Below are 26356 nucleotides of genomic sequence, written 5' to 3' on the forward strand. Positions count from 1 at the left end.
AGTTTCGGTGCGGGGAACTACTCGATGTGTGGGCGGGCGTATTCGCCGCGGTTTCTGTGGATGTGGCCGAACGCGCGGATCTCAGTGATGGGTGGGGAGCAGGCCGCGGCGGTGCTCGCCACCGTCCGCCGCGAGCAGTACGCCGCCCGTGGGCAGGACNGGCCGGCCGAGGCGGAGGAGGACTTCCGCGCCCCGATCCGCGAACGCTACGAGGTGCAGGGCAGCCCCTACTACTCGACGGCCCGGCTGTGGGACGACGGGGTGATCGACCCGCGCNACACCCGCACGGTGCTCGGGCTCGCGCTGTCGGTGGCGGCCAACGCGCCGATGGACCCGCCCGGCTACGGCATCTTCCGGATGTGAGGGCGACGGGGGTGATCGCGACGGAGGTGACGACAGGAAGGGCGAGCATGTTCTCGACAGTGCTGGTGGCCAACCGCGGGGAGATCGCCGTACGGGTGATCCGGACCCTGCGCGAGCTGGGCATCGAGTCGGTGGNGGTCTACTCCGACGCCGACGCGGGCGCCCGCCACGTGCGGGAGGNCGACGTCGCCGTGCGGATCGGGCCGGCGCCCGCCCGCGAGTCCTACCTGAACATCCCCGCGGTCCTGGCCGCGGCGACCTCCACCGGGGCGCAGGCCATCCATCCCGGGTACGGATTCCTGTCAGAGAACGCGGAGTTCGCGGCCGCCTGCACCGAGGCGGGGATCGTCTTCATCGGGCCGCCCACGCGGGCCGTGGAGGTGATGGGAGACAAGATCACCGCCCGGCGGGCGGTCGCCGCGGCGGGGGTACCCGTCGTCCCGGGCCGTGACGACCCGGCGATGACCGACGCCGACCTGCTCGCCGCGGCCGACCAGGTCGGCTATCCGGTGCTGCTCAAGCCGTCCGCCGGCGGTGGCGGCAAGGGCATGCGGGTGGTCACCGACGCCTCCCGGCTGGCCGCGGAGGTCGTCGGCGCGCGCCGGGAGGCCGCCGCGGCGTTCGGCGACGACACCCTGTTCGTCGAGCGGTACGTGCAGACGCCCCGCCACATCGAGGTGCAGGTTCTCGCCGACGCGCACGGCACCGTCGTGCACCTCGGCGAGCGGGAGTGCAGCCTGCAGCGGCGTCACCAGAAGGTGATCGAGGAGGCGCCGTCGGTCCTGCTCACCCCGCAGGCCCGGGAGCGGATGGGTGCGGCGGCCGTCGCCACGGCCGCCTCGGTCGGCTACGTCGGGGCGGGCACGGTCGAGTTCCTCGTCGCCGCGGCGAACCCGGAGGAGTTCTTCTTCCTGGAGATGAACACCCGCCTACAGGTCGAACATCCGGTCACCGAGCTGGTGACCGGGCTCGACCTCGTCGCCGAACAGCTCCGGATCGCCGCCGGGGAACCACTCGGCTACACCCAGGCCGACATCCGGCTGACCGGTCACGCGGTGGAGGCCCGGGTGTACGCGGAGGACGCCGCCCGCGGCTTCCTGNCGACCGGCGGGCAGGTCCTGCGGCTGGACGAGCCGTCGGGGCCCGCCGTCCGCGTCGACTCCGGAATGCGGCTCGGCGCCACCGTCGGATCCACCTACGACCCGATGCTCGCGAAGATCATCGCCCACGGGCCGGACCGGGACACCGCGCTGGACCGCCTCGACCGGGCACTGGCCCGCACCTGCGTGCTCGGCGTGACCACCAACGTCGGCTTCCTGCGGGCCCTGCTCGAGCATCCGGACACCCGGGCCGGGCGGCTCGACACCGGGCTGATCGAACGGGACCTCGACGCGCTCGTCGCCGCCGCCCCGGGCGCGGCCGACGTCCCGGCCGTGTACGCGCTGGTCCGCCTGCTGGAGCTGACGCCGGACACCCCGTTCGTCGATCCCTGGGACGTCCCCAGCGGCTGGCGGCCCGGCGAGCACTCGTCGCTGCACTGGACGATCACGGCCGCCGGCCTCGCCGGACCGGTCGAGGTCGGCGTCCGCGGCACCCCCGCGGACGCGCTGGTCGCCGTCGACGGCGGCGAGCCGATCCCGGCCGCGGTGGAGTGGGCCGACGCGCCCGCGGGCGAGCGGGCCAGCCGCCTGGCGGCCGGGGGTGAGCTGGTGGTGACGCTGGCCGGTCGTACCCGCCGGTGGCGGGTCGTCGCCGACGGTGCCACGCTCTGGCTGGGCGCCGACGGCGCCGCGTGGCCCGTCTCCGAACACCGCCGCCGCTCGGCCGCGGCCGCCGTCGAGGCCGGCGGCGAGGCCCGCAGCCCCATGCCCGGCACCGTCATCGCCGTGCACGCCGCCGCCGGCGACGAGGTGGCCGCCGGCGCGCCGCTGGTCGTCGTGGAGGCGATGAAGATGGAGCACACCGTCGGCGCCCCGGTCGCAGGCAGGGTCAAGGACGTCCTCGTCGGCGTCGGCGAGCAGGTGACCCTCGACGCGGTGCTCGCCGTCGTCGACCCGGCCCCGGTCGCACTCTCCACCCCGGTCGCACCCTCAACCCCGGTCGCACCCTGAACCCGGTCGAATCCAGAAGGAGTCACCCATGCCCGACACCCGGTTGAGCGAGGATCAGGAGTCGCTGCGCAAGCTCGTCGAGGAGTTCGCCCGCGAGGTCGTGGCGCCGGCGGCGGCGGTACACGACGAGGCGAAGACCTTCCCCTACGAGGTCGTCGCGCAGATGGCGGAGATGGGGCTGTTCGGCCTGCCGTTCCCGGAGTCCGTCGGCGGGCAGGGCGCGGACTACTTCACCCTGTGCCTGGCGATCGAGGAGCTGGCACGGGCGGACTCGTCGGTGGCGATCACCCTGGAGGCCGGCGTCGGGCTGGGTGCGATGCCGGTGTACCGGTTCGGCTCCGACGCGCAGAAGGAGCAGTGGCTGCCGCTGCTGACGTCGGGACGGGCGCTGGGCGCGTTCGGCCTGACCGAACCCGGCGCCGGCAGCGACGCGGGCGGCACCCGCACGACCGCTCGCCTCGACGGCGACGAGTGGGTCGTCAANGGGTCGAAGGCGTTCATCACCAACTCGGGCACCGACATCACCCGGCTGGTGACGGTGACCGCGGTGACCGGGCAGACCGCCGCCGGGCGCAAGGAGATCTCGACGATCCTGGTGCCGGTGCCGACCCCGGGCTTCACCGCGCAACCCGCCTACTCGAAGGTCGGCTGNCACGCCTCCGACACCCACCCGTTGACGTTCGACGACGTGCGGGTGCCGGCGGAGAACCTGCTCGGCGCGCGGGGCCGCGGGTACGCGAACTTCCTGAGCATCCTCGACGAGGGGCGCATCGCCATCTCGGCGCTGGCGGTGGGGCTCGCCCAGGCCTGCGTCGACGAGAGCGCGCGCTACGCCAAGGAGCGGGAGGCGTTCGGCGCGCCGATCGGGCGTAACCAGGCCATCGCCTTCAAGATCGCGGAGATGGAGACCCGGACGTACGTCGCGCGGGCGGCCTACTACGACGCCGCCTCCCGGATGCTCGCCGGCCAGCCGTTCAAGAAGCAGGCCGCGATGGCGAAGCTGTTCTCCTCGGAGGCGGCCGTCACCAACGCCCGGGAGGCGACCCAGATTTTCGGCGGGTACGGCTTCATGAACGAGTACCCGGTCGCCCGGCACTGGCGGGACTCCAAGATTCTGGAGATCGGCGAGGGGACCAGCGAGGTACAGAAGATGCTCATCGCCCGCGACCTCGGCCTGTAGGGTCGCCGCCGCGGGCCGGACCTGCCGGGAATCCCGCCCACACACGCAGTCGGGTCCCCGCAGACGCAGTCAGGTTATTGTCAGGTCCGGGCTGCGAGCCTCGCGACATGACTGCTGTGACTGGCCGGGCGCAACCCTGGGGCCGGACGACGCTGAACAAGGTCCCCCAGGTCACGATCTTCTTCTGGATCATCAAGGTCCTCTGCACCACCATCGGTGAGACCGCGGCGGACTTCCTCAACTCGAATCTCGGCCTGGGCCTGACGAACACGACCTACGTGATGGGCGCCCTGCTGGTCGTCGCGCTGTTCTTCCAGTTTCGGCAGGAGCGCTACGTTCCCTGGGTCTACTGGCTCGCGGTCGTGCTGATCAGCGTGGTCGGCACGCTCATCACCGACAACCTGACCGACAACGCCGGCGTGCCGCTGGAGGTCACCACCGCCGTGTTCGCCGTCGCGCTGGCCGCGACGTTCGCGGCGTGGTTCGCGGTCGAGCGGACGTTGTCGATCCACACCATCCTCACCACGCGCCGGGAGGGCTTCTACTGGCTGGCGATCCTGTTCACGTTCGCGCTTGGCACCGCCGCGGGTGACCTGGTCGCGGAGAAGCTGAACCTGGGCTACGGAGTCTCCGTGCTTGTCTTCGCCGCAGCCATCGCCGCCGTGGCGGCGGCCCGCTTCGCGCTCGCCGCGAACGCCGTGGCCACCTTCTGGGTCGCCTACGTGCTGACCCGGCCGCTCGGAGCCTCCGCCGGTGACCTGCTGTCCCAGCCGCGGGACGAGGGCGGCCTCGGTCTGGGCACGGTCGGGACGACGGTGATCTTCCTCGTCGCGATCGTCGGACTCGTCGCCTACCTCACGGTCCGGCGCCGGGACGAGATCGCCCCCGAGGGCCTGCCGGGGAGGACGACGCAGGCCTGAGGCGCGCGGCGCGCGGCGGGCGGCCGGCGGCCGGCGGCCGGCGAGTCAGTGCAGCCGGTAGCCGATCCCGCGGACGGTGTCGAGCCGGGCGTCGACCGCCGCCACCCGCAGCGCGCGCCGCAGCCTCGTCACGTACGAGTCCAGCGTGTTCTCCCGCACGATGGCGCCGGCCGGCCAGGCCGAACAGACCAGCGTCTCCCGGCGGACGACCTCCCCGCGGCGCACCAGCAGGGTCGCCAGCAGGCGGTATTCGGTCGGGCTCAGGGGCACGGCCGTGCCGCCGCTGCCCAGGCGGAACCGCAGCGGATCCAGGGCGATCGCGCCCGCGCCCGTGTCCGTGTCCGTGCCCGCATCCGATCGGCGGCGGCGGACCAGCACGTCCAGTCGGGCGGCGAGTTCGGCGAACGCGAACGGCTTGGTCAGGTAGTCGTCGGCCCCGNGGGCGAAGCAGCGCAGCCGGTCGGGCAGCGCGTCCCGTGCTGTCAGCACCAGCACTGGCGCCCCGACACCGCGGTCGCGCAGGGCACTGACGACGTCCATCCCGTCCATGTCCGGCAGGCCCAGATCCAGCACGAGGGCGTCGGGCCTGGCCGCGACGGCGGCGACCCGGCCCAGGGCGGAGGCGCCGTCGTGGACCGCCCACACGATCTGGAAGTCCGCCGCCTCGAGTCCGCGGACGAGGACGCGCCGCAGCGCCGGATCATCCTCGATCACCGCGATGGCTCCGGGCACCGCTCCCGCACCTCTCCTTCGACGCGAGCTCGACGGATGGAACGAGATGCAGAACATCACGCCGGGGGTGTGAAGACCGTGTGAGGGGAACGCCNCAGCCTCGGACCAGCATCGGAATCCGCCCGCTCCGACCTTGGGGCCAGGTATTCTGGCCCCAAGGTGGCGGGGTGCGATGGTCTGTCCGGGTGGCCCCCTTTTCTGCATTCATCGATTTCACATCCGACGCCCGTACCCTCGGTCGGGTGCAAGGAGATCTCTTTTCACCACGGCGCCACGGAAATGGCGGCGCCTGGATTCTTCTCGTGGTGGGCTGCTATCTCCTCGGCGAGATGGGCGAAATCGTGGGGGTGCCCGCGCCACAGCTCGTCGTCCCGCTGCTGGTGGGGGCCTTTCTTGCGCTCGGTGGGATGGTCCGGCGGAATCTCCCGGCCCCGACCATCCGCGGATCGCAGGCCGTCCTCGGCGTCCTGATGGGAAGCTATCTGAACATCTCGGAGCTGCGCTCGGTCCTGGGTACGGCGCTTCCCCTGACGGCGGTCACGCTGGCCACCATCGCGCTGTGCCTGCTGGCGGCCCTGCTGTTCACCCGGACGAGCCGGGGCAGTGTCACCGACGCGGCGCTCGGCATGATGCCGGGTGGTTCGGCCGCGATCGTCGCCTGCGCCGAGGAGCTGCGGGCGGACAGCCGCCTGGTGGCCCTGAGCCAGTACCTGCGGGTGGGGCTCGTCGCGGTGACGGCACCCGCCGTCGTCGCCGTCTCCCACGGGACGGTGGGACGCCCGCGCCCGGGATCCTTCCCGGCCTACGCGCACCTGGTCGACGGATCCAGCCAACTGCTTGGCCTGGCGTTCCTCGCCGGAGTCTGCCTGCTCGGAGCCCGCGCGGGGCGCCGCCTCGGGCTGCCGGCGCCGGCGCTGCCTGGGCTGTGCGGGCCTGGCCTGGGCGCTGGCCAGGATGATCGGCATCCCGTTCCTGGAGTCCTACCTGGCGACCACTCCGGGCGGCATCAACGCGGTGCTCGCCACCGCCACTGTGGCCCACGTCGACGTCGGTATGGTCTCCACCGTTCAGAGCTTCCGTCTCGTCCTCGTGGTGCTGCTGACCCCGCCGCTGGTCCGCTGGCTCCTCCGCCGGGCGCTGCCGGCCAGCCCCGCCCCAACCCCCGCCCCCGAAGAACGCGGGGTCTTGCCCTGACGCCCGTCCGGCGGGCCGGCCGCACCTGCGGGTCAGGTCCGGTCGGCGCCGCCGAACACGGCCCGGGCGGCGGTGATCCGCAGGTCGTCGAGTGCGTCGGCCTGCCTGCGGGCCCNCTCGAGCAGCACGTCGAGACGGTCCTGGTCGAGCGGGTCGTATCGGTCGGCGACGGCACTCAGGGTGCGCCAGGCGGCCGCCTTGCCCGCGATCCCGATCCGCAGTGTCTCCAACTCGACCACCGTGCTCAGCGCGGAGCGGCGCACGACCCGGCCGTTGGACTTCAACCGGCCCGCCGCCTCGGCGAGCCAGCCGGCCGCGATCTTGTACTTCCGTTCGGGGACGCCGAGGGCGCNCATCAGCTCGAGCAGCGCCTCGCGGTCCTCGGCGATCTCCGAGGCCACCCGGGCCAGCGCGTCGCCGGAGGGTGTTCCGCGATGGGCCGTCGCCGTGCGGCGGGCGAGCCGCAGCCCGGCGGTGGAGCCGGCCAGGTGGTCGTTCAGGTAGATGCCGAGTGGATCCGGGCCGGCCTGCGCCCCGGCCACCCGACCGCCGGTGATGGTCTCGGTCCTGGCGTCACTCATGCCACGCCTCCCTCACTCGGGGCACCGCCGCGGGTCGGTCCTGCGGTAGGTGTCTCCGGCCGGGCCCGGACCAACCCTTGCCGCAGGCTCCTCGGCTGGGCGGCTCAGCGCCAGGCGGCGGTGATGGTGGGGGAGGGCANGACGAAGGCGATGTTGCGCATGGTGTAGCGCACGACGTGTTCGGCGTATTCGTACGGGTCGCCCGCGATGCAGTCCGGCGGGACGACGACCGTGTAGCCGAGGTTCATCGCCTCGATGGCGGTGCCCAGAACCGCGATGTTCAACGAGACGCCGGTGACGATCAGGGTGGAGACCTTCGTGTTGCGCAGGTACTGGTCGAGGCCGGTGGCGAAGAAGCCGGTGAGGCCCTGTTCCCGGCGGAACACGACATCCTCCGGGCGCGGCGCGATCTGGGGCATCACCGGACCCTGGCCCCCGGTGGTTCCGGCGGCCGACGACGACCGCAGATTCACGAACGTGTTGTGCGCGAAGCCNAAGCCGTCGGGGCGCCGTTCGTCGGTGCAGTAGTAGATCCGCACGCCCACCTTGCGGCCCGCGTCGAACAGCGCGGACAGGTTGTCGAGCAGGCCGGTGCGCCGAGCGGACTCGGCGAGGCCGGGNAGTAAGGGCCGGTCGCCCAGGAGGTTCTCCTGGCATTCCATGTTCACGATGGCGGTGGTGGCCGGGTCCAGGTGCGGCGTCACGTCGAGAGGCATGGTCGGCACGCTACCCGGCACCGCCCGGGTAGCGTGCCCTCTCTCAGGCCCTCGTCAGGCCTTGGCCTGCGCGTCGGACCGGGCGGGGTTGGCCTGCTGCGCGGCCTTCGGGTCGGTCAGGTGCTGCTTGGCCCGCACGCCCGCCTCGATCCGGCCGCCGAGGTCCTTGTCGACGTTGCGCCAGTACTCGAAGGNGCGCTCGAGAACCGGCTCGCTGACCCCGTTGAGCAGGTGGCCGACGATGTTGTCGACCAGCCGGGCCCGGGCGGCGTCGTCGAGGACCTCGCGGACCATCGTGCCGGCCTGGCCCCAGTCGTCGTCGTCGGGACGCAGGGTGTAGGCGGTGCGCACCATCTCGCCGTCGGCGTGCCAGCGGCCGCCGTCGTCGGTCAGCTCCGGCCGGGCCGCCGGGCCGCCGTAGGAGTTCGGCGCGTACACCGGGTCGCTGACGTTCTGCACCCGCATCGCGCCGTCCTTGGAATAGCTGTGGACGGGGACCTTCGGCGAGTTCACCGGGATCTGCTTGTAGTTCACCCCGAGGCGGGCGCGGTGGGCGTCGGCGTAGCTGAACCCGCGGGCCAGNAGCATCTTGTCGGGAGACAGCCCGGTGCCGGCGACGAGATTGTTCGGCTCGAAGGCGGCCTGCTCCATCTCGGTGTGGTAGTCGCTGACGTTGCGGTTGAGGGTGAGGCGGCCGACCTCGTGCAGCGGGTAGTCGGCGTGCGGCCACACCTTCGTCAGGTCGAACGGGTTGAACCGGTAGGTCTTCGCGTCCTCGAACGGCATGATCTGCATNTTCAGCGTCCAGCTCGGGAACTCCCCGTCCCGGATGTGCTCGTACAGGTCACGCTGGTGGTAGTCGGTGTCGATCGCCGCCATCTGGTCGGCCTCGTCCTGGGTGAAGAACTCGATGCCCTGGTCGGTCTTGAAGTGGTACTTCACCCAGAACTGCTCGCCGGCCGCATTGATCCACATATAGGTGTGGCTCGAGTAGCCGTTCATGTGCCGCCACGTGCGCGGGATGCCGCGGTCGCCCATCAGCCAGGTGACCTGGTGGGCGGATTCCGGCGNCAGCGTCCAGAAGTCCCACTGCATGTCGTGGTCGCGCAGGTTGTTGTCGGCACGCCGCTTCTGCGAGCGGATGAAGTGCTGGAACTTCAGCGGGTCCCGGATGAAGAACACCGGCGTGTTGTTGCCGACGATGTCGAGGTTCCCCGCGCTGGTGTAGAATTTCACCGCGAAGCCGCGCGGGTCGCGCCAGGTGTCGGGGGAGNCCCGCTCGCCCGCCACGGTCGAGAACCGGATGAGTACGTCCGTCCTGGCGCCCGGCTGGAACACCGCCGCCCGGGTGAAGGCGCTGACGTCGTTGGTCACCTCGAAGGCGCCGAACGCGCCGCCGCCCTTGGCGTGCGGCTGGCGCTCCGGGATGCGCTCCCGGTTGAAGTTCGCCATCTGCTCCAGCAGATAGTGGTCTTGCAGCAGCAGTGGGCCGTCCGGCCCGACGGTCAACGAGTGTTCGTCGCTGGCGACGGGCACTCCGGCGTCGGTCGTCGTCGGACGGGTCTCAGTCGTCGGACGGGTCTCGTATGTGGTCACAACGTCCTCCTCGCCTTACCGTGCAGGGACACCATCCGATCCGCTGTCACCTGGTCTGCAGTCGCGGCACACGCCCCAGAACACGACCTCGGCCTCCTCGATCACGAACCCGGCGTCGTCGGCCGGCTCCNGGCAGGGGCGAGCGCCGGTCACGCAGTCCACATCGGCTACCCGCCCGCAGACGCGACAAACCAGATGGTGATGGTTGTCGGCCGTGCGGGTCTCGAAGCGGGCCGGCGAGCCCGCGGGCTCGATGCGGCGGACGAGACCGGCGGTCACGAACACCGTCAGCACGTCGTAGATGGCCTGCTTCGAGACCGTGCCCAGCCGGGCGCGAACCCGCTCGGCCACCGCGTCGGCCGTCGCGTGCGGATGCTCGGCGAGCACGTCCAGCACCGCGAGACGCGGCCCCGTCACGCGCAGGCCGGCCCCCCGCAACGTCGTTGCCCGGTCGGTGGCCATGGACCGATCGTGTCACCTTTTCTGGAAGGAGTCAATTTAACGACCAGGTCGTCTTGCCGGGCCCCGTCTTACCGGGCCCCGCGTTACCGAGTCCCGCGTGACCGGGCTCCGCGTTACTGGGCCTCGAGCAGGGCCAGGGTGTCGAGGTCGGCGGTCGCGATGGAGAAACGTCCGATCATCGTGTGGTTGTCCTGCCCCCAGTGGTCCTTGGTACCCATCCAGGCCTGCAGCCCGTACATCGCCCACCGGCGGTACTGCTCCCAGATCGCGTCCGCGGACGGGACGTCGCGCGCGCCCGTGGCCAGCAGCGCCTCCCGGTAGCGGACCAGCAGCTCGCGCTCGTGGGCGCGGCGTTCGTCGACGGTGAGCGCGCCGACCATGAAGTAGCTGACGTCGCGCCAGGCGTGGCCCTTGCGGACCATCTGCCAGTCCAGCCAGATGCGGTGGCCGTCCGGGCGCAGGTAGGTGTTGCCCAGGTAGGCGTCGCCGTGCACGATCGTGCGCGGCCCGGTCTGCTCGCGGGCGTACTGGTTGAGCAGGTCGTAGGCGCNCAGGAAGCGCTGCGGGTCGGCGACCATCCAGGCCGNCAGCCGTTCGATGTAGACGTCGCGGCCGAGGTTCTCCTCGACCAGCCACCACATGATGCGGGCCTGGTCGCAGTCGCCGCGGGTGTCCATCGAGGTGGGCAGCCAGCTCGCCGCGTCGAGCCGGGGGCTCGCCCAGTAGCTGCCGTGCAGGACGGCCATGTCGTCGAGCGCCCGGCCGACCGCGTCGACGCCGATGTGCTGGTAGCTGTTGCCGAACTCGCCGCCGAGCTCGATGAGGTCCTCCAGCACCNCCAGCCCCTGGCCGCTGCCGTCGGGATCCCAGTCGGCGTAGTAGAACCGCGGCGCCGGGATGGCGCTGCCCTCGACCAGTTCGTGGTAGAAGCGAGCCTCCACCTGGCAGATGTCCATGGGGTTCGCGCGGCCGGTGAAGTTCGCCTTGAGGCACAGGTGCTCGGGCAGGCCCGCCCGCCGGCCGACCTCGTTGTAGGTGACGGCGACCCGCCCCTTCGTGGTGTGGGTGTTGCGCAGCTCCACGGTCCGCAGGTCGGTCACCTCGATGCCCGGGTAGCGGTTGGCCAGCATCGCACCTAACCAGGGGGCGGTGATCTCCTCCCAGCGCATNGGCATCGGCGCCGGCCGGGCGTACGGACCGTAGCTGTCCAACTCCGTGACATCGGGCCGCCAGGGCTGGGCGGAGGGCAGGCTCGGGCTGTTCGACACGCGGCGACTCCCGTCGTTCACACTCGGCTACGACACCCGCCCTGTGCAGGCACTGGCGCCGGTNGCAGATTGTGTCAGCCTTGCCCGTCACACGCCTGTTCACGTGGGACGCTCGGTTCGGCCGGAGATCATCCTTTTCTCTGGCACCGGGTGCCACTAGAGTGCTGGGCGTCCGGCGGCTGGCGCAGAGGTGTGCCGGTGCAGGCGTGTCGTGTCGGTGGGCGCTGGCCCGCCCCGGTCGTGGAGGGCTCTGGCTGCATGGACAGGATCGTCATCGTGGGGGCGGGGCTCGCCGGCGGGCGGGCGGCGGTGGAACTGCGCGCGCAGGGGTTCACCGGGAGCATCGTGCTGCTGGGCGCGGAGGAGCACCCGCCCTACGACCGGCCACCGCTGTCCAAGGGTGTGCTGTCGGGTCGGCTCGAGGAGACCACCCTGCCGCTCGACCTCGGCGGCGTGGAGGTCCGGCTCGGCCAGCGGGCCACCGGGCTGCGCCCCGGGACCGTGGAGACGGACGCGGGCCCGCTCGCCTACGACGGGCTGGTGCTCGCCACCGGGGCCGCGCCGGTGACCCTGCCGGGTGACGGGCCGCAGCGGGTGCTGCGCACCATCGACGACGCGCGGGGGCTGCGCGACGCGCTCAAGCCCGGCGTCCGCCTGGTCGTCGTCGGCGCGGGGTGGATCGGCGCGGAGGTCGCGACGATCGCGGCGAAGATCGGCGCCGAGGTGACGGTGATCGAGGCGGCCGCGTCGCCGCTGCAGGTGGCGCTCGGCGGCGAGGTCGGCGGGCAGACCGTGCCCTGGTACGCCGAGGCGGGCGTGGACCTGCGCCTCGGGGTGTCGGTGCGCGAGATCGGCCCGCAGGCGCTGGTGCTCGGCGACGGTGAGGTGCTGGCGGCCGACGAGGTCGTCGTCGGGGTGGGCGTGCGCCCGGACACCGCCTGGCTCGCCGAGTCCGGCCTCGTCCTGGACCGGGGGGTCGTCGCCGACGAGCATCTCGCCGCCTCCTGGAGCGCGGACGGGCCGCCGGTGGTGGTGGTCGGGGACTGCGCGGCGTGGTGGTCGCGGCGCTACGACCGGCGGCTGCGGGTGGAGCACTGGGACTGCGCGCAGGGCAGCCCCGCGGTCGCCGCGGCCACGCTGCTCGGCGGCGAGGCGGTCTACGACCCGGTGCCCTACTTCTGGTCGGAGCAGTTCGGCCGGATGGTGCAGGTCGTCGGGCTGGCGGGGGCGGGGGACACGCGGGTGTGGCGGGGGGACCCCGGCGCCGTCACGGCTCCGGAGGCCAGGCGGGCGCCCGGCTGGTCCGTCGGCTGGTTCGCGCCCGACGGCCGCCTGTCCGCGATCGCGACCGTGAACCGCCCCATGGACGCCGTCGCCGCCCGTCGCCTGATCGCCGCCGACGCGGTTGTGGACGCCGAGCGATTCACCGACCTCGCGATCCCCCTGAAGGACCTCGCCACCGCGTGACCTAACCACCGCGTGACCTAACCACCGCGTGACCTAACCACCGCGTGACCTCGCCACCGCGTGACCTCGTCACCGCAAGACGCGGACCTCCCCACACTCGCGCCCGATTCGTCGGGAATAATGCGCAGTGCGACCTGTTCGCTCCACTGTGGCAGCTCTGCCGCTACAGACCTGCCGCGGCAGCTCGGAGCGGGTCGGCGGGGACCGAGGACTCGGCGGACGAGAGGCATGGGGCTGGCGTGGGAGACGTGCAGGATCGTGAGGAGCCCAGGCCGTGGTGGAACAGTGCGGTCGAGGGCGACCTGGCGTCGGTGGATCTGAAGACCGATCAGCCGCATTCGGCCCGTATCTATGACTACTTCCTGGGCGGGAAGGACAACTTCCCGGCGGACCGCGCCGCCGCGGAGCAGGCACTGATCGGTTTCCCGACGGCCCGGACCGGCGCCCGGGAGAACCGGGCCTTTCTGCGGCGGGTGACCCGCTTCCTCGCGGCGCAGCGGGGGATCAGGCAGTTCCTCGACATCGGCACCGGCATCCCCACGTCCCCGAACCTGCACGAGATCGCGCAGGCGGCGGTCCCGGACGCGCGGGTGGTCTACGCGGACAACGACCCGATCGTGCTGGCACACGCCCGCGCCCTGCTCGCCAGCACCCCGCAGGGTCGGACCGCCTACATCGACGCGGACCTGCGGGATCCGGCTGCGATTCTCGCCTCCACCGAGCTGCGGGACACCCTCGACCTGGCCCGCCCGGTGGCGCTGTCGCTGATCGCGGTCTTCCACTTCATCCCCGACGAGGCCGACCCGTACGGGATCGCCGCCAGGCTGCTCGACGCGCTGCCCTCGGGCAGCTACCTGGCGCTCTCGCACGCCACCGCAGACTTCGATCCCGGCGCCGAAGAGCTGGCCGCGACCTACCGGGCGCGCGGCGTGTCGATGACCATGCGCGGCCGGGCGGCGGTGGAACGGTTCTTCGCCGGGCTGGAGCTCGTCGAGCCGGGCGTGGTGGCCGCCCAGCGCTGGCGCCCGGACGACCCGACGCTCGCAGGAGTGGCCGACGCCGAGGTCAGTGGATACGGCGGTCTCGCCCGCAAGCCCTGATGTGACAGCGTCATCTGGGTGCATTCCGTCCGGTCCAGTGGACCAACCCAGGGGTTGCCTGCCTTCACCCGTGCGGAGAAGTGCGCGTCGAATCTCCGTAGAATAATGCATAACCATGTTGAACTGACCCTTGGATCTAACGTCTGTCCCGGTCGATGGAAATGACAGTTCATCGACGACCGCAAGGTCACATATCCGCGACCCAGGACGGGACGAGAAAATGCAGGCGGAAGACATGCCGGACGGGACTGGTTCCCGACCGCAGGAGAATCCCGGCGGCGGTGATGGACGGGTCCACCCACGCCGCCGGCGCGGTGCGCGCGGGGGCGCAACGGCCCGCCGCCGGCACGGGCGGCCACCCGGACCCAGCCGCGTGCGGATCGAGCTGCCGCGGCACCNTTCAGTGCGATCCCCACGCCGGCGCCGGAGCACCACCAGGCTCCGCGGCCGGCTCGGTTGGGCGGCCGTGGCGCTGGCCAGCGTCACGGCGAGCACGTGGGCGCTGGCGACGCCCGCGAGCGCCGCCACGGTCACGATCGAGGACACCGCCGTCGGCACCGGGAACAACCAGGTCTCCTACACGGGAACCTGGACCCAGTGCAGCGGATGCGCGCCCAGTACCCTCAACGGCAGCTATCGGTCTTCCACGAACTACGGCTCGATCGCCACGGTCCGGTTCACCGGAACCCAGGCCAACATCTTCGGCGTCAAGGGGCCTGACGGCGGGCACGCCNCCTTCAGCGTCGACGGCAGGACGCCGACGGTCNTGGACACCTTCGCGACGACCCTCGCCGCCAGCCTGGTGTTCAGCACGGGCCCACTCTCGGNGGGCGCCCACACCGTGCAGATCACGAACATCCACGAGCGGAACCCGGCGTCCAACGGTTACTACGTCGCCTTCGACCGCGCCGAGGTCACCACCGACCCGGCGCCGCCCCCACCACCGCCACCGGCCCCGACGGCGACCGTCGTCGAGGACACCGCCATCGGCACCGGGAACAACCAGGTCTCCTACTCCACCGGCTGGGTGCCCTGCGTCGGCTGTGTGACCTCACCCAACAACAGCCTGTNCTACACCGGCGTCGCCAATGCGGTCGCCACGGTCCGGTTCACCGGCACCNAGATCAACGTCTACGGGGTCAAGGGTTCGGCCAACGGGTTCGGGACGTTCCGGATCGACGGCGCCCAACCGGTCGTCGTCGACACGTACGCCCCGGTTTCCTCCGTGNCCCTGCTGTACACCTCGAACCTGCTGACGGCCGGCGCGCACACCCTGACGTTCACGAACGACGGCCATCGCAGCACCGCGTCCAGCGGGAACAACATCGGGTTCGACCGGGCCGAGATCACCACCACGTCCGTGCCGAGCACGCCCCCGATCTACGCCGGTCCCCGCTCGGGCAAGCCGTGGCTGTCCGGCACCTTTCCCGACCCGGTCATGAACCAGTCGAACCTCGAGGCGTTCTGCACCTGGCGCGGCACCCCCTGCGACTTCGTCCTGCTCTATGTGACGCGGAACAACTGGACGAACGTCACCCAGCCGGCGGATCTGTTGCGTACGTTCGCCACCTGGCCGGGAAGACTGATCATCTCCATTCNGCCGTTCCCGGAGAACATCGGCGCCAGTAACGCAACCTGCGCCACCGGCGCCTACGACTCGTACTGGCGGACCTTCGGCACCTTCCTGAACACCTACGGCCGGCAGAACTCCTTCCTGCGGCTCGGCTGGGAGAGCAACGGGGACTGGTACCAGTGGGCGGGCACCAACCCGACCGACTACGTCAACTGCTTCCGGCATGTCGCGGACGCCATCAACTCGACGGCCGAGCCGGATCCCACCATCTGCTGGTGCCTCAACGCCCACTACTCGCAGAACCCGCCGAGCCACAATCCGATGGAGCTCTACCCCGGTGACGCCTGGGTCGACGGGGTCGGCCTCGACGCCTACGACCACTACCCGCCGTCCACGACGAAGGCCGCGTTCGACGCCCAGGCCAATGCACCCGGCGGGCTGAACTACTGGTACAACTTCGCCCAGGCCCACAACAAACTCTTCGGCGTCGGAGAGTGGGGTGTGGTCAGCGGCAGCGGTGACAACGGCGGCGGCGACAACNCCAACTACGTCCAGTGGATGTACGACTGGTTCGTGGCCCATGCCGGCAAGGGATTCGCGTACGAGTACTACTTCAACAACTGTGACCAGGGCAACGTCGGGTCCAACCTGTACCGACCGCTCGGCAACGGGTGCTTCTATCTGAATCCCAACGCGGGGGCGCGATACAAGCAGCTCTATTCTGCCAGACCATAGTTGGCGAGGATGCGGAACGCGTTGCCCGCGGGCCCCGGTCCGCGGGCAACGCGTTCGTCGGGTGGAGATCGGTAGGCCGCCGAGCGGTACGGGGGTCTGTGCTCGGGTACGAAAGCGCTGGCCGGGGGGAGGCGACAGCATGATCTTCAGTGTGGCGGCGGCGCGCGGTCCGGGACGCGACGCGGCGGGGCGGCCGCGCCGCGGTCAGGGGACCAGCCCGGCGAACAGATCGTCCTCCTTACCTGATGCAGCGGGGGGGCCCGGTGTGCCCCGGGCCAGCACGTAGTGCTCGGTGGCCCGGGCGGCCTGCCCGTCCCCGTTGACCAGGGCGAAGAAGAAGCCGTCGACGGTCATCTGGGTGCGATGCGCCCGCATCGCCTCGACCTTCGCGGCGAAGAAGTCGGGGGCCTCGATCCTCGTGGTGACCTTGGCGTCAGGAACCGACAGGAGCATGTCCGAGGGCATGCTGATCCCCTCGGGTGCGGTCTTCGCGAGATCGGACCGCCACAGCTGATCGACCGCGGCATCGACCGCGGCCCGCGACAACGCCGTCTCGTACAGCTTCGAGACCTGCCATGGTTCGCCGGCCTGAGGTGCGAAGTCCGGGTCGGCGGCATCGTCGAAGGCCCGGACGGTCACGTCGTGCGCGCGGATGTGGTCCGGATGCCCGTAGTCCCCGATCGCGTCGTAGGTGACCATCACCTGCGGGCGGACCTCCCGCACGATCCGTACCAGCGCCTCGGACGCCGCCGTCAGGTCAGCCCGCCAGAAGGATCGCGGATCCGCGTTCGAGGGGCTGGACATCATCCCGCTGTCCCGCCAGCGGCCGGCGCCGCCGAGGAAGCGGTGATCGGTGACCCCGAGCGCGGCGCAGGCCCGCTCCAGCTCACCGATCCGGTACCCACCGAGCTGGTCCGCGTGGTCGGCCCGCAGATTGATCAGCTCGGGGATCAGTACCTCGCCCATCTCTCCCAGCGTGCAGGTGACGAGGACGACCCGGGTATCACGATCGGCGGNGTAGTGGGNCATCGTCGCCCCGGTTGCGATCACTTCGTCATCCGGATGGGCGTNNACGAACAGAACACAGCGTTCGGGCGCGGTGACGGCACCAGGACCAGCAGGCACGGAACCGACCCTACGAGCGGTCGTCGGGGTTCGCACCTCGATGTCCCGCCGGTGCCGGCCGACCATGCGAGGGCCCCGCCGACCACGCTGCCTAGCGCGTTGTCAACCACGCTGTCAACCACGCGAAGGCGAGGTGGACACATGAACATCACGCCGCGCAGCGCCGACCGGGCGTGGGCCGACGAGGCCATCCGCAGGGTCGAGGCCGACGCCAACCGGTCCGCCGACACCCACCTGATCCCGCTGAACCTGTGGCCGGCGGACCGGGGTGTCGACGTCTACCTGAAGGACGAGTCCTCCCACCCGACCGGCTCGCTGAAGCACCGGCTCNGGCGGTCGCTGTTCCTCTACGGGCTGTGCAACGGCTGGATCCGGGAGGGTACGACGATCGTCGAGGCGTCGTCGGGCTCCACGGCGGTCTCGGAGGCGTACTTCGCCCGCATGCTCGGGCTGCCCTTCATCGCGGTGATGCCGGCCCTGACGAACGGCCAGAAGATCGCGCTGATCGAACGCGAGCAGGGGCGATGTCATCTCGTCGAGGACGCCGGGTCGGTCTACTCGGAGGCCAGGCGTCTCGCCGAGGCCGCGGACGGGCACTACATGGACCAGTTCACCTACGCGGAACGGGCGACGGACTGGCGCGGCAACAACAACATCGCCGAGTCGATCTTCAGTCAGATGGCGCTCGAACGCCACCCGGTTCCCCGCTGGATCGTCGTCGGAGCCGGCACCGGGGGCACCAGCGCCACGATCGGGCGGTACCTCCGATACCGCCGCCACGACACCAGGCTGTGCGTCGTCGACCCGGAGAACTCCGTGTTCCACCGGTTCTGGTCGAGCGGGGACGGCCGGCCCCTCGCGGGCACCTCGCGCATCGAGGGGATCGGCCGCCCGCGCGTGGAGCCGAGCTTCCTGCCCGCGGTCATCGACCGGATGATCGCTGTCCCCGACGCGGCGTCCATCGCCGCCATGCGGTTGCTGGAAACGCTGACCGGCCGCAGGGCAGGCGCGTCGACCGGGACGAACCTGTGGGGCACGGTGCTGCTGGCCTGCGAGCTGGCGTCCGCGGGCCGCCACGGCAGCGTGGTCACGCTGATCTGCGACGGCGGGGAACGGTACGCCGACACCTGCTACTCCGAGTCGTGGCTCGCGGCGGCCGGCCTCGACCCGCGGCCCTTCACCGAGATCCTCCAACGCGCCACGGCCGCCGGCAGGTGGCCGGACTGACGGCGGCTGTCCTGTCACACGCCTGTCGTGCGGCGGTGATGTGTTCGCGGAGAATGTCACCATGGCCGGCGTGACGGGCGAAATCCTCGATCAGGAGCAGGTAGACAAACCGCAGGCTNACATCGCCGGCACGGGGGTGCGCCCTGGTGTCGTCGAGCTCGAAGTCCGCGGCGATCACGCGGGAACGCTCGCTGGCACGCTCGAACTCGGCGATCACGTCGGCCAGCGTTTCGCCGTCGGCGACGACGAAACTGCCGTCGTCACCGGTGGCGTAGCCGTCGCAGGCGGACTCGTCCAGGCCGAGCAGGGTGCGTTGGAACCAGATGCGCTCGGCGGTGGCGGCGTGTTTGATCAGCCCGATCGGTGTGGTCAGGGAGACGACCAGGCGCCGCCGTGCGTCGGTCTCGGACAGCCCTCGCGCGGTGTCGATGAGTGCTTGCCGGTTGCGGTCAAGCAGGCTCTCCAACATGAGACGTTCGGGTCCAGTGGTCAGGCGGGGCCAGATGAACATCAATTGTCCAGCTTTCTGAGTCGAAAGGACATCAACAGACCGGCTCGTCGTCTTCGCCTGAACGGGACAGCGGCGATGTGCGACCCGGGTGCTTTCACCTGTCCGGCTCCGCCCGACCGAGCGCGGCGCGCAGCGTCGCCAGGTGCTCGACGGGCTCCGGTCGCGGTCGAGCTCCGTGGCGAGCCCGGCGAAGCCTGGAGCTGCACCACTTCCCGGACACGCGCAGCACGCGCAGCACGCGCGGAAGTTCCTATTGCCCGATCGGGAGGGTACCGGCCGGCCCTGCGGCTGCCGGGGGGCGGGCGACGATGGCCCCGCCGAGGTCGATGGCCTCGCCGAGGTATCCGACGCGCCCGCGGAGGCTGCGCATGAGTTCCCCCGTCCTCGATCTTCCCCGGGCCGGCCTACCCGCCGGGGATCCCGCCTCGTATCCCGCCGTGGATCCCGATGAGTACATCGCCGCCCTGATGCGCTGGCACTTCACCGCGTCGACGGGCAGCCCGTTCTGGCTGCGCCGGGCGCNCAGCCTCGACTTCGACCCGATCGCCGACGTGCGTACCTTCGCCGATCTGCGCCTGTTCCCGAACGTCGTGGACGAGTTCCGGGACGTGCCCGTCGAGGACCTGATCCCACGGGGCNTCACCGGCGAGGACCGGGTGATCGCCGGTGTCTACGAGAGCGGCGGCACCACCGGGTCGCCGAAGCGGTTCGTCATGTTCGACCGCTGGATGGAGTTCGCGCTCGGNTGGGACGAACACCACTACGCCGCTGTCGGGCCGGCGAACGTGNTGGCGGTCGCCCCCAGCGGCCCACACATGTTCGGCGAGTTCGCCGCGCGCCGCGCGCGTCGCCACGACGGTCTGCGGTTCACCGTAGACCTCGACCCACGGTGGATCAAGCGGCTCATCGAGCGGGACGGGCCCGGCGCGGCGGACGCCTACGCCGAGCACATCGTCGACCAGGCCGCGCACATTCTGACCACCCAGGCGGTGGGCATCCTCATCACCACGCCCCCGCTGCTCGAACGGATGGCGCGCCGCGACGACCTCGTCGGGCTGATCCGCAAGAACGTCCGGTTCATCTGCTGGAGCGGCGCCCACATGGACGCGGACTCCCGGGAGATCTTTCAGACGGAGGTCTTCCCCGGCATCCCGCTCAAGGGCCTGTACGGCAGCACCACCATCCTCGGGATGTCCCGGGAGCGGCCGGGGGAGGGCCTCGACGGCCTCGCGCTGTTCGACCCGCCGAGCCCGTACATCGTCTTCCGGGTCGTCGATCCCGCGACCGGGCAGGACGTGGCCCTCGGTGACCGCGGGCAGGTCGTGATGAACCACCTGACCAAGTACGCCCTCATCCCGAACAACCTCGAACGCGATCACGCCGTCGCCGCCGAGCCGCCGCCGGGCTGGCTCGGCTGTTCGGTCGCCGACGTCGGACCGGTCGCCACGTTCGACGATCATGCAGTCATCGAAGGGGTCTACTGATGGGCGAGGGAATCCACCTCGACGCGCTGGGGCCCGCCGGGCCCTACCGCAGCCGTAACCGCCGCCCGCTGACCTCGCTGTCCGGGGCGCAGATCGGCGAGATCAGCCAGGTGCCGTCGCTGTACGCGCGGCGCACCATCGCGGCGATGCGCGCCGCCGGGGTGCTGCCCGGCGCGCAACGCCTCGACGCCCTGGACGCGGCGGCCGAGCTGTTCGGCTCCGCCTCGCTCGGCGGGTTCGGCCCGGACGCGTACGTGGAGCTGGTCTCCACCGCCTCGGGGGTGCCGCGCGCGGTGGTCCGCCAGTCGGTCGAGTGGATCGTGGACGTCCTGCGCTCGCAGCGTCACACGGTGGAGCTGGCGATGCCGCGGGGCGCCGTCGGCGACTGGCGTGACGAGCGGACCAGCGCGGGCTCGGCGGTGTGGGCGCGCCGCGGCGAGGTGTTCGCGGTGCACGCGGCCGGGAACACCCCGGCGGTGCACGGGCTGTGGCCGGAGGCGCTCGCCCTGGGCTACAAGGTGGTGGTGCGCCCGTCCGCCCGCGAGCCGTACACCGCGTTCCGGCTGGTGGAGGCCCTGCGCCAGGCCGGCTTCCCACCGGCGACGGTGACACTGCTGCCGTGCGACTACGCCGTCGCCGATCTGATCATCGCCGAGGCCGACTACGCGATCGTCTACGGCGGCCAGGACGTCGTCGACAAGTACAGCGCCATCCCCACCGTGCTCACCCAGGGCCCCGGGCGTTCGAAGATCCTCGTCACGGCGGACGTCGACTGGCGGGAGAAGATCGACATCATCGCCGCCTCGGTCAGCCACCTCGGCGGTACGGCCTGCACGTGCGCGAGCGCGGTGCTCGTCGAGGGCGACCCGGAGCCGCTGGCCCGGGCGCTGGCCGAGCGGCTGGGTCGGATCCCGAGCCTGCCGGCCGACCATCCGGACGCCACCCTCACGGTGCAGCCGACCGCGTCGGTGGTCGAGGTCGACCAGTACCTGCACAAGGTCGCCGGGGACGCCCGGCCGCTGCTCGGGGGCGACACCATCGTCGACGAGCTGGCCTCCGGCGGCGCGGTGCTGCGCCCGGCCGTGCACCTGGTCGATTCCAGCAGCGCCACGCAGCTCGGCGTCGAGCTGCCCTTCCCCTGCGTCTGGGTCGGGCCGTGGCAGCCGGCGGACGGGATCGCCCCGCTGCGCGACTCGCTCGTCCTCACCGCGATGACCACCCGCGCCGAGCTGATCGACGCCCTGCTCGACGAACCGTCGATCACCAATCTCTATCTCGGCGACAATCCCACCACCTGGCTGCGCCCGGGAATTCCGCATGACGGATATCTCGGCGAGGTTCTCATGCGTACCAAGGGAATGATCCGCACATCGGTCGGACCGAGCGTGGCCTGACCCGTCGGCGCGGACGGCGTGGTTCGCGCCGCCGCTGCGGTGGCGTCGCCGGCTCCCCGCGACCGGCGACGCCACCCACCACCGGCTCTCAGCTCGCGGGGGTCAGCAGGCAGGTGCAGCTTCCGTGCGCGACGAGCTTGCCGGCGGAATTGGTGACCTGAGCCTCGGCGGTCGCCGTCCGGCGCCCCACGTGAACCGTCCGCCCGACGCATTCCAGCGCCGCCGCGTCGAGATTCACCGAACGCACAAAGTTCACCTTCAGTTCCAGCGTCGTGTAGAAGACCTCGGGTGGCAGGCTCGTGTACACGGCGCTGCCCATCGCCGTGTCCATCAGCGTCGCGATGACGCCGCCGTGCACCGTGAACATCGCGTTGGCCGCGGCCGGCGACGGCTGCAGCGTCCAGACCGTCCGCCCCACCTCCAGGGTTCGCATCCGCACGCCCAGCGAGTGGCCCACGCCGACCCCCTCCGTGAGGCCGTGTTCCAGCAGTACGCGAAGGTCGTCGATGCGCTTGGTGACCTCGGCCTGCGCGCTGACGCCGTTGTGCTCCACGGCCGCACCTCCCTGTTGTGGACGGGGCCGAATGTCGGGACACGATATCCGCAGCGGCGGACCGGTGTCGCCGGGTCGCCGCCGCGGCAAACAACGGCCGAACTCGCGTCGACTTGGCGGTGCCGCCTGCCGGAATATCCGGTGAACCGCGACGACCGGAGGCCCGGAATTCCTTTCGCGGTAACCTTCGGTTGATTCACCGGCGCTTATTGTCCCCGGCGATGGATCGATTGGAGAGGCGGTTGTTTCGTTGACCCGCCGGCGTCGGATTGTCAGGCTTGCGGAGGCGGCATCGAGCGGGTCGGAAGTCCGGCAGAAAGGCTCCGTGCCGTCCGGTCGGGTCGGGGGAGCGTTACCGGCCGCCTGTTTTTCCCGCCCTCGCGCGGCCACGTCCGGCCACCGCAACCGCACCGGACACCTGCCCAGAACGGGAGAGCATCTATGCGAGGTACGACGCTGCCCGGCGCCCTCGACGAGGCCGCGGCGACCGGGCCCGACGTCGCCGTGAGCTTCCCCTCCTCGGCCGAGCGGCTCACCCTGGCCGAACTCGCCGCCCGCACGACCGCGCTCGCCCGTGCCCTGGTCGCCGACGGTGTGGCGCCCGGGGAACGGATCGGGGTGTTCAGCCGCAACAACGCCGACTTCGTGACCGCGGTCATCGCCGTCGGCCGGGCCGGCGCCGCCGCCTGCCCGCTGCCGCTGCCGACCTCGGCGGGTGACCTCGCCGGCTACGCCGCCCGGATCGCCGCCGTGACGAGCGCGGCCGGCGTCTCCCGCGTGCTGGTCGGGGCGGGCGCCGACGGCCTGACCCGCCGGCTCGCGCCGGTGCTGGGCGCGCTGCGGTTCGACGGCATCGCCGGGCTCACCCGATCGGCCCGCGACGGCGTGGCGCTGCCGGCCGTGTCGCCGTCCGACCTGGCCATCGTGCAGTTCACTTCGGGCAGCACCGCCGTGCCCAAGGGCGTCGTGCTGACCCACCGCAACGTCGTGCACGGCACCGCGGCCATCGTCGACGGCATCGGGCTGGGCGACGGCGACCACGGCGCCACCTGGCTGCCGCTTTACCACGACATGGGCCTGTTCGGCGCGCTGAGCGCGATCCTCACCGCGGTGCCGATGACGATCTGGTCGCCGACGACGTTCATCAAGGACCCGGCGTCCTGGCTGCGCGCGTTCGCCGAGATCGGCGCCACCGTCGCCCCGTCGCCGAACTTCGGCTACGACGCCCTGCTGGCGGCGCTCGGCCCGGACGAGCTCGCGGGCCTGGACCTGCGCCGCTGGCGGGTGGCCCTCAACGGCGCGGAGCCGGTGAGTCCGGTCACGGTGGCGCGCTTCGGCGCGCACTTCGCCCCGGCCGGATTCGCCCCCGAGGCGATGTTCCCCGTCTACGGGATGGCCGAGGCGACCCTTGCCGTCACGTTCCCGCCCCTGGGCCGGCCGCCGGTGACGACCTGGGTCGACCGCGACCGGCTGGCCCGCGACGGCATCGCCGTGCCGGTGCCCGCGGGCGCCGCCGCGGCACGCGGGCTGGTCGGCGTCGGGCGGCCGGTGCGGGGGATGCGGCTGCGGATCGTCGACGACGAGCGCCGCACCGTCGCCGACGGCACCGTCGGGGAGATCGAGATCGCCGGCGACGCGGTCACCGCCGGCTACCTCACCGCCGGGGGCACGCCCACGGCGATCGAGGCGGACCCGTCCGGTGAACGGTGGCTGCCGACCGGCGATCTGGGCTTCCTGCTCGCCGGCGAGCTCCACGTGAGCGGCCGGCGCAAAGAAATGATCATCGTGCGAGGGGTGAACTACTACCCCGAGGACGCCGAGGCCCTCGTCCGCGACGCCCCGGGGGTGCACCGCCGCCGGTGCGTCGCCGTCGCCGCCGCCGACACCGACGAGTCCGGAGCCGGGGTCGAGTCGNTGACCGTGATCGCCGAGACCACCCTCGACGACGCCGCCGACCGGGTGCGGCTGGCCGCCGACCTGCGGGTCGCCGTCGGGTCCGCGCTCGGACTGGCCGAGGTGTCGGTGCGCCTGGTCGCCCCCGACGCCCTCCCGCGGACCTCGAGCGGGAAGTTCCGCCGCGCCGAGGCCCGCGACCTCGCCCGCCAGTGATCCCCGGACAGTGATCCCCGACGGAGGTAGGCCCGCCATGCACGGCTACGACGTCTTCCGCCACTACGAGCAGAAGCGCTGGACCCTCGCCGAGCTGCCGTTCGACGACATCGACCGCGACCGCGTGCGGCCCGAGTACGTCACGATGGTCAAGAGCTCGGTGATGGGGGAGGCGAACTCGATCGCCGCCCAGCACGGCTTCCTCAACGAGTTCGACGACTACGACTTCTCGACCTTCGTGGCCGTCTGGGGCTACGAGGAGCTGCAGCACCACTTCGCGTTCCGGACCTGGCTGGACGCGGTCGGCGTGACGATGCCCGCCGCCCCCGTCGAGGCGATGCGCNCCCCCTACGCGCCGGGCACCACGCCGAGCGCGACGCTCGCCACGAACATCATCTCCGAGTTGACGGTGAACCACGTCTACCGGTCCGTGGCGGCCTGGGTCGACGAGCCGGTCCTGCGCTCGCTGATGCTGCGCGCCAGCCGGGACGAGNCCGGACACGCCCGCGAGTTCCTGCACTACGCGCGCAGGCGGCTGGCGGCGCATCCCGGCGAGCTGCCCTCGGTGCTGGAGACGCTGTACGTCTACACCTCCGAGGCGCGGATCAAGCATCCGGTCGGGGTGTTCAAGAGCGGNCTGGCCGAGGTCGCCGACCACGAGACCATCGACACCGCGTTCGACCTGTTCCTCGCGGGCATCGCCACCGAGGGCGAACTCGACCGGCTCCAGGACAACATCCGCCGGGCCTTCGCCGCCCTGACCGGGCTGGACCTGAGCACCAACGGCCGCGTCCGCCGCCGCCTCGCCGAGGCGCTGGCATGACCGCCCCCGAGCTGCCCTGGGCGGTCCTGGCCGACTACCGCTGCTTCGGCTGCTCGCCGCACAACCCCCACGGCCTCGCGCTGGAGTTCGACGAGCATCCCGAGGGCCTGCAGGCCGTCTTCGAACTCGGCCGCAGCTACGAGTCGTACCCGGGGGTCGTCCACGGCGGGCTGCTCGGCGTCGTCTGCGACGAGACGATGGGCAACCTCATCGTCGTGCGCACCGGGCTGGTGGCCTTCACCGTCAGCATGCGGATGCGCTACCTCGCCCCGGTCGCCACCGGGCACGGCTACACCTGCGTGGCCCGCCTCACCGCCGGCGCGGACGCCGGTTCGCCCCTGATCGGCGCGACCGCGGAGATCGTCGACGCCGACGGCGTCCCGGTCGTCACCGCGTCCGCGACCTACCNCAACGTCCCCTTCGGCACCGCCCGGGACCGCATCGCCCTGACCAACTCCGAGGCCGACCGCCTCCACCAGGCGATGTCCCCTGCTCCGGCGATGTCCCCTGCTCCGGCGATGTCCCCTGCTCCGGCGATGTCCCCTGCTCCGGCGATGTCCCCTGCTCCGGCGCTGTCCACCGTCCCGGGGCCGTCCGCCACCGCGGACGTCCCCGTCCCCGCTGAGGAGACCCCGTGACCACCGACGCCGACATCCTCCGGCAGATCACCGAGATCGTCGCCCGGGAGCTCGCCGTGCCCGCCGAGTCCCTTGCCGCCGACACCGACCTGCGGGCCATCGAGGGCGCCGACTCCGTCCGGCTGCTGCGGGTCGTCGCCAGGGTCGAGCAGACCTGGGACGTCGAGCTGGACGACGAGGATGTCTTCACCGTCTCTTCCGTCTCCGAGCTGGCCGCGGTCGTCGGCACGGCGCTGCAGGTGAAGGCGGCATGACCACCTCCGTCGAGCTCGCCGCCGCCACGCCCGCGCCCACGCCCGCGGGCGAGACCAACCAGCACTACGACCTCGACCCGGAGATCTTCGGGCTTTTCCTCGACCCGCTGCGCAAGTACTCCTCCGGGCTCTACCGGCGCCCCGGGCTCACCCTCGCCGAGGCGCAGATCGCCAAGCTGCACTTCGTCGCCGACCGGCTGCGGCTGGCCCCCGGGCAGCGGCTGCTCGACGTCGGCTGCG

At 71.6% G+C, this 26356-nt stretch carries 19 protein-coding genes and 28 pseudogenes; 26 read left to right on the top strand and 21 right to left on the bottom strand.

What is annotated here, in order from left to right; all coding sequences use genetic code 11:
- The 11 genes and pseudogenes from UK94_RS45335 to UK94_RS09205 form a co-directional block, all read left to right on the top strand.
- A partial coding sequence (locus tag UK94_RS45335) for a carboxyl transferase domain-containing protein (RefSeq protein ID WP_235487283.1) occupies positions 1-159 on the top strand: 159 nt, incomplete at both ends.
- 1 nt (position 160) lies between these two features.
- A pseudogene (locus UK94_RS45340) lies at positions 161-276 on the top strand (hypothetical protein); the annotation flags it as partial.
- A gap of 1 nt (position 277) precedes the next feature.
- Positions 278-363 (top strand): annotated as a pseudogene (locus UK94_RS73220) (hypothetical protein); the annotation flags it as partial.
- 47 nt (positions 364-410) lie between these two features.
- Positions 411-498 (top strand): biotin carboxylase N-terminal domain-containing protein (locus UK94_RS45345; protein WP_235487286.1); only part of this gene is annotated, 88 nt, incomplete at its 3' end.
- Between the two features lies 1 nt (position 499).
- Positions 500-543, top strand: a pseudogene (locus tag UK94_RS45350) (hypothetical protein); the annotation flags it as partial.
- A 1-nt stretch (position 544) separates the two neighbouring features.
- Positions 545-1463: pseudogene (locus UK94_RS45355) on the top strand (biotin carboxylase N-terminal domain-containing protein); the annotation flags it as partial.
- Position 1464: 1 nt separating this feature from the next.
- Positions 1465-2474, top strand: a pseudogene (locus UK94_RS45360) (biotin/lipoyl-containing protein); the annotation flags it as partial.
- Positions 2475-2502: 28 nt separating this feature from the next.
- Positions 2503-2957, top strand: a 455-nt coding sequence (locus UK94_RS45365) for an acyl-CoA dehydrogenase family protein (protein ID WP_235487170.1), incomplete at its 3' end; no start/stop codon positions are given.
- 1 nt (position 2958) lies between these two features.
- Positions 2959-3125: pseudogene (locus UK94_RS45370) on the top strand (acyl-CoA dehydrogenase); the annotation flags it as partial.
- Position 3126: 1 nt separating this feature from the next.
- Positions 3127-3654 (top strand): annotated as a pseudogene (locus UK94_RS45375) (acyl-CoA dehydrogenase family protein); the annotation flags it as partial.
- 107 nt (positions 3655-3761) lie between these two features.
- Positions 3762-4574: a hypothetical protein gene (locus tag UK94_RS09205; RefSeq protein WP_050997117.1), complete on the top strand. Its 813-nt coding sequence runs from the start codon at positions 3762-3764 to the stop codon at positions 4572-4574.
- Between the two features lie 45 nt (positions 4575-4619).
- Here UK94_RS09205 and UK94_RS73225 read toward each other — a convergent pair.
- From UK94_RS73225 to UK94_RS75915, 16 genes and pseudogenes are all read right to left on the bottom strand, one after another.
- A partial coding sequence (locus UK94_RS73225) for a response regulator transcription factor (RefSeq protein ID WP_268761263.1) occupies positions 4620-5013 on the bottom strand: 394 nt, incomplete at its 5' end.
- A gap of 1 nt (position 5014) precedes the next feature.
- A pseudogene (locus UK94_RS45385) lies at positions 5015-5363 on the bottom strand (response regulator); the annotation flags it as partial.
- 1858 nt (positions 5364-7221) lie between these two features.
- A pseudogene (locus UK94_RS45390) lies at positions 7222-7575 on the bottom strand (isochorismatase family cysteine hydrolase); the annotation flags it as partial.
- A 1-nt stretch (position 7576) separates the two neighbouring features.
- Positions 7577-7701 (bottom strand): annotated as a pseudogene (locus UK94_RS45395) (cysteine hydrolase); the annotation flags it as partial.
- 1 nt (position 7702) lies between these two features.
- Positions 7703-7797: pseudogene (locus UK94_RS73230) on the bottom strand (cysteine hydrolase); the annotation flags it as partial.
- A gap of 54 nt (positions 7798-7851) precedes the next feature.
- On the bottom strand, positions 7852-7991 hold a 140-nt coding region (locus UK94_RS73235; protein WP_268761274.1), incomplete at its 5' end, for a hypothetical protein.
- Position 7992: 1 nt separating this feature from the next.
- A pseudogene (locus UK94_RS45400) lies at positions 7993-8379 on the bottom strand (catalase); the annotation flags it as partial.
- Between the two features lies 1 nt (position 8380).
- Positions 8381-8592 (bottom strand): annotated as a pseudogene (locus UK94_RS45405) (catalase); the annotation flags it as partial.
- A gap of 1 nt (position 8593) precedes the next feature.
- Positions 8594-8867 (bottom strand): annotated as a pseudogene (locus tag UK94_RS45410) (catalase); the annotation flags it as partial.
- A gap of 1 nt (position 8868) precedes the next feature.
- Positions 8869-9070 (bottom strand): annotated as a pseudogene (locus UK94_RS45415) (catalase); the annotation flags it as partial.
- 1 nt (position 9071) lies between these two features.
- Positions 9072-9393 (bottom strand): annotated as a pseudogene (locus UK94_RS45420) (catalase); the annotation flags it as partial.
- Positions 9394-9408: 15 nt separating this feature from the next.
- A pseudogene (locus UK94_RS45425) lies at positions 9409-9523 on the bottom strand (transcriptional repressor); the annotation flags it as partial.
- A 1-nt stretch (position 9524) separates the two neighbouring features.
- A pseudogene (locus tag UK94_RS09240) lies at positions 9525-9855 on the bottom strand (Fur family transcriptional regulator); the annotation flags it as partial.
- A 113-nt stretch (positions 9856-9968) separates the two neighbouring features.
- On the bottom strand, positions 9969-10405 hold a 437-nt coding region (locus UK94_RS45430; RefSeq protein WP_235487173.1), incomplete at its 5' end, for a phosphotransferase.
- 37 nt (positions 10406-10442) lie between these two features.
- A pseudogene (locus UK94_RS45440) lies at positions 10443-10692 on the bottom strand (aminoglycoside phosphotransferase); the annotation flags it as partial.
- 1 nt (position 10693) lies between these two features.
- Positions 10694-11024, bottom strand: a pseudogene (locus tag UK94_RS75915) (aminoglycoside phosphotransferase); the annotation flags it as partial.
- 357 nt (positions 11025-11381) lie between these two features.
- On the opposite strand from UK94_RS75915, the gene UK94_RS09250 reads away from it, so the two are divergent.
- The 4 genes and pseudogenes from UK94_RS09250 to UK94_RS45455 all read left to right on the top strand — a co-directional run.
- Positions 11382-12590 carry an FAD-dependent oxidoreductase gene (locus UK94_RS09250; protein WP_041939296.1) on the top strand — a complete coding sequence of 403 codons (1209 nt, stop codon included), beginning with the start codon at positions 11382-11384 and terminating at the stop codon, positions 12588-12590.
- A gap of 248 nt (positions 12591-12838) precedes the next feature.
- On the top strand, positions 12839-13690 hold the full coding sequence (locus tag UK94_RS09255) for an SAM-dependent methyltransferase (protein WP_055749611.1): 852 nt from the start codon (positions 12839-12841) through the stop codon (positions 13688-13690).
- A gap of 466 nt (positions 13691-14156) precedes the next feature.
- A pseudogene (locus UK94_RS45450) lies at positions 14157-14423 on the top strand (endoglucanase); the annotation flags it as partial.
- Between the two features lie 981 nt (positions 14424-15404).
- On the top strand, positions 15405-15803 hold a 399-nt coding region (locus UK94_RS45455; RefSeq protein WP_268761275.1), incomplete at its 3' end, for a glycosyl hydrolase.
- A gap of 399 nt (positions 15804-16202) precedes the next feature.
- On the opposite strand, the gene mshB is transcribed toward UK94_RS45455, so the two are convergent.
- Both mshB and UK94_RS73240 read right to left on the bottom strand, forming a co-directional pair.
- On the bottom strand, positions 16203-17014 hold an 812-nt coding region (gene mshB / locus UK94_RS09265; protein WP_235487176.1), incomplete at its 5' end, for an N-acetyl-1-D-myo-inositol-2-amino-2-deoxy-alpha-D-glucopyranoside deacetylase.
- 10 nt (positions 17015-17024) lie between these two features.
- The coding region (locus tag UK94_RS73240) for a hypothetical protein (protein WP_268761276.1) at positions 17025-17068 on the bottom strand (44 nt) is incomplete at both ends.
- A 196-nt stretch (positions 17069-17264) separates the two neighbouring features.
- Here UK94_RS73240 and UK94_RS45460 point away from each other — a divergent pair.
- Positions 17265-17453, top strand: a pseudogene (locus UK94_RS45460) (PLP-dependent cysteine synthase family protein); the annotation flags it as partial.
- Between the two features lies 1 nt (position 17454).
- Positions 17455-18350, top strand: a pseudogene (locus UK94_RS09270) (PLP-dependent cysteine synthase family protein); the annotation flags it as partial.
- On the opposite strand, the gene UK94_RS45465 reads toward UK94_RS09270, so the two are convergent.
- Positions 18301-18468, bottom strand: a 168-nt coding sequence (locus tag UK94_RS45465) for a DUF664 domain-containing protein (protein ID WP_235487290.1), incomplete at its 5' end; no start/stop codon positions are given. The pseudogene UK94_RS09270 and the gene UK94_RS45465 sit on opposite strands and share 50 nt — an antisense overlap.
- 1 nt (position 18469) lies before the next feature.
- A pseudogene (locus UK94_RS45470) lies at positions 18470-18861 on the bottom strand (DUF664 domain-containing protein); the annotation flags it as partial.
- Between the two features lie 1483 nt (positions 18862-20344).
- Here UK94_RS45470 and UK94_RS09285 point away from each other — a divergent pair.
- Positions 20345-21739, top strand: coding sequence for an aldehyde dehydrogenase family protein (locus UK94_RS09285; protein ID WP_011604329.1), 1395 nt, complete (start codon positions 20345-20347; stop codon positions 21737-21739).
- 88 nt (positions 21740-21827) lie between these two features.
- Here UK94_RS09285 and UK94_RS09290 read toward each other — a convergent pair whose 3' ends face one another.
- Positions 21828-22292, bottom strand: a complete 465-nt coding sequence (locus UK94_RS09290; RefSeq protein WP_011604330.1) for a PaaI family thioesterase — start codon at positions 22290-22292, stop codon at positions 21828-21830.
- Positions 22293-22733: 441 nt separating this feature from the next.
- On the opposite strand from UK94_RS09290, the gene UK94_RS09295 reads away from it, so the two are divergent.
- The 8 genes and pseudogenes from UK94_RS09295 to UK94_RS45505 all read left to right on the top strand — a co-directional run.
- Positions 22734-24206, top strand: a 1473-nt coding sequence (locus UK94_RS09295; RefSeq protein WP_235487178.1) for an AMP-binding protein, incomplete at its 3' end; no start/stop codon positions are given.
- 232 nt (positions 24207-24438) lie between these two features.
- Positions 24439-24744: pseudogene (locus tag UK94_RS45480) on the top strand (ferritin-like domain-containing protein); the annotation flags it as partial.
- Between the two features lies 1 nt (position 24745).
- Positions 24746-24894 (top strand): annotated as a pseudogene (locus UK94_RS45485) (ferritin-like domain-containing protein); the annotation flags it as partial.
- Between the two features lies 1 nt (position 24895).
- A pseudogene (locus tag UK94_RS45490) lies at positions 24896-25037 on the top strand (ferritin-like domain-containing protein); the annotation flags it as partial.
- A 1-nt stretch (position 25038) separates the two neighbouring features.
- Positions 25039-25224: pseudogene (locus UK94_RS45495) on the top strand (ferritin-like domain-containing protein); the annotation flags it as partial.
- Positions 25221-25632, top strand: a 412-nt coding sequence (locus UK94_RS73245; protein WP_268761264.1) for a PaaI family thioesterase, incomplete at its 3' end; no start/stop codon positions are given. The pseudogene UK94_RS45495 and the gene UK94_RS73245, both read left to right, overlap by 4 nt.
- A gap of 226 nt (positions 25633-25858) precedes the next feature.
- A complete protein-coding gene (locus UK94_RS09310; protein WP_011604334.1) occupies positions 25859-26116 on the top strand; it encodes an acyl carrier protein in 258 nt (85 codons plus the stop codon).
- Positions 26113-26356, top strand: a 244-nt coding sequence (locus tag UK94_RS45505) for a class I SAM-dependent methyltransferase (RefSeq protein ID WP_235487180.1), incomplete at its 3' end; no start/stop codon positions are given. The genes UK94_RS09310 and UK94_RS45505, both read left to right, overlap by 4 nt.

Source organism: Frankia sp. AvcI1, from assembly GCF_001420875.1.
In the GTDB taxonomy this organism is placed as follows: Bacteria; Actinomycetota; Actinomycetes; order Frankiales; family Frankiaceae; genus Frankia; species Frankia alni.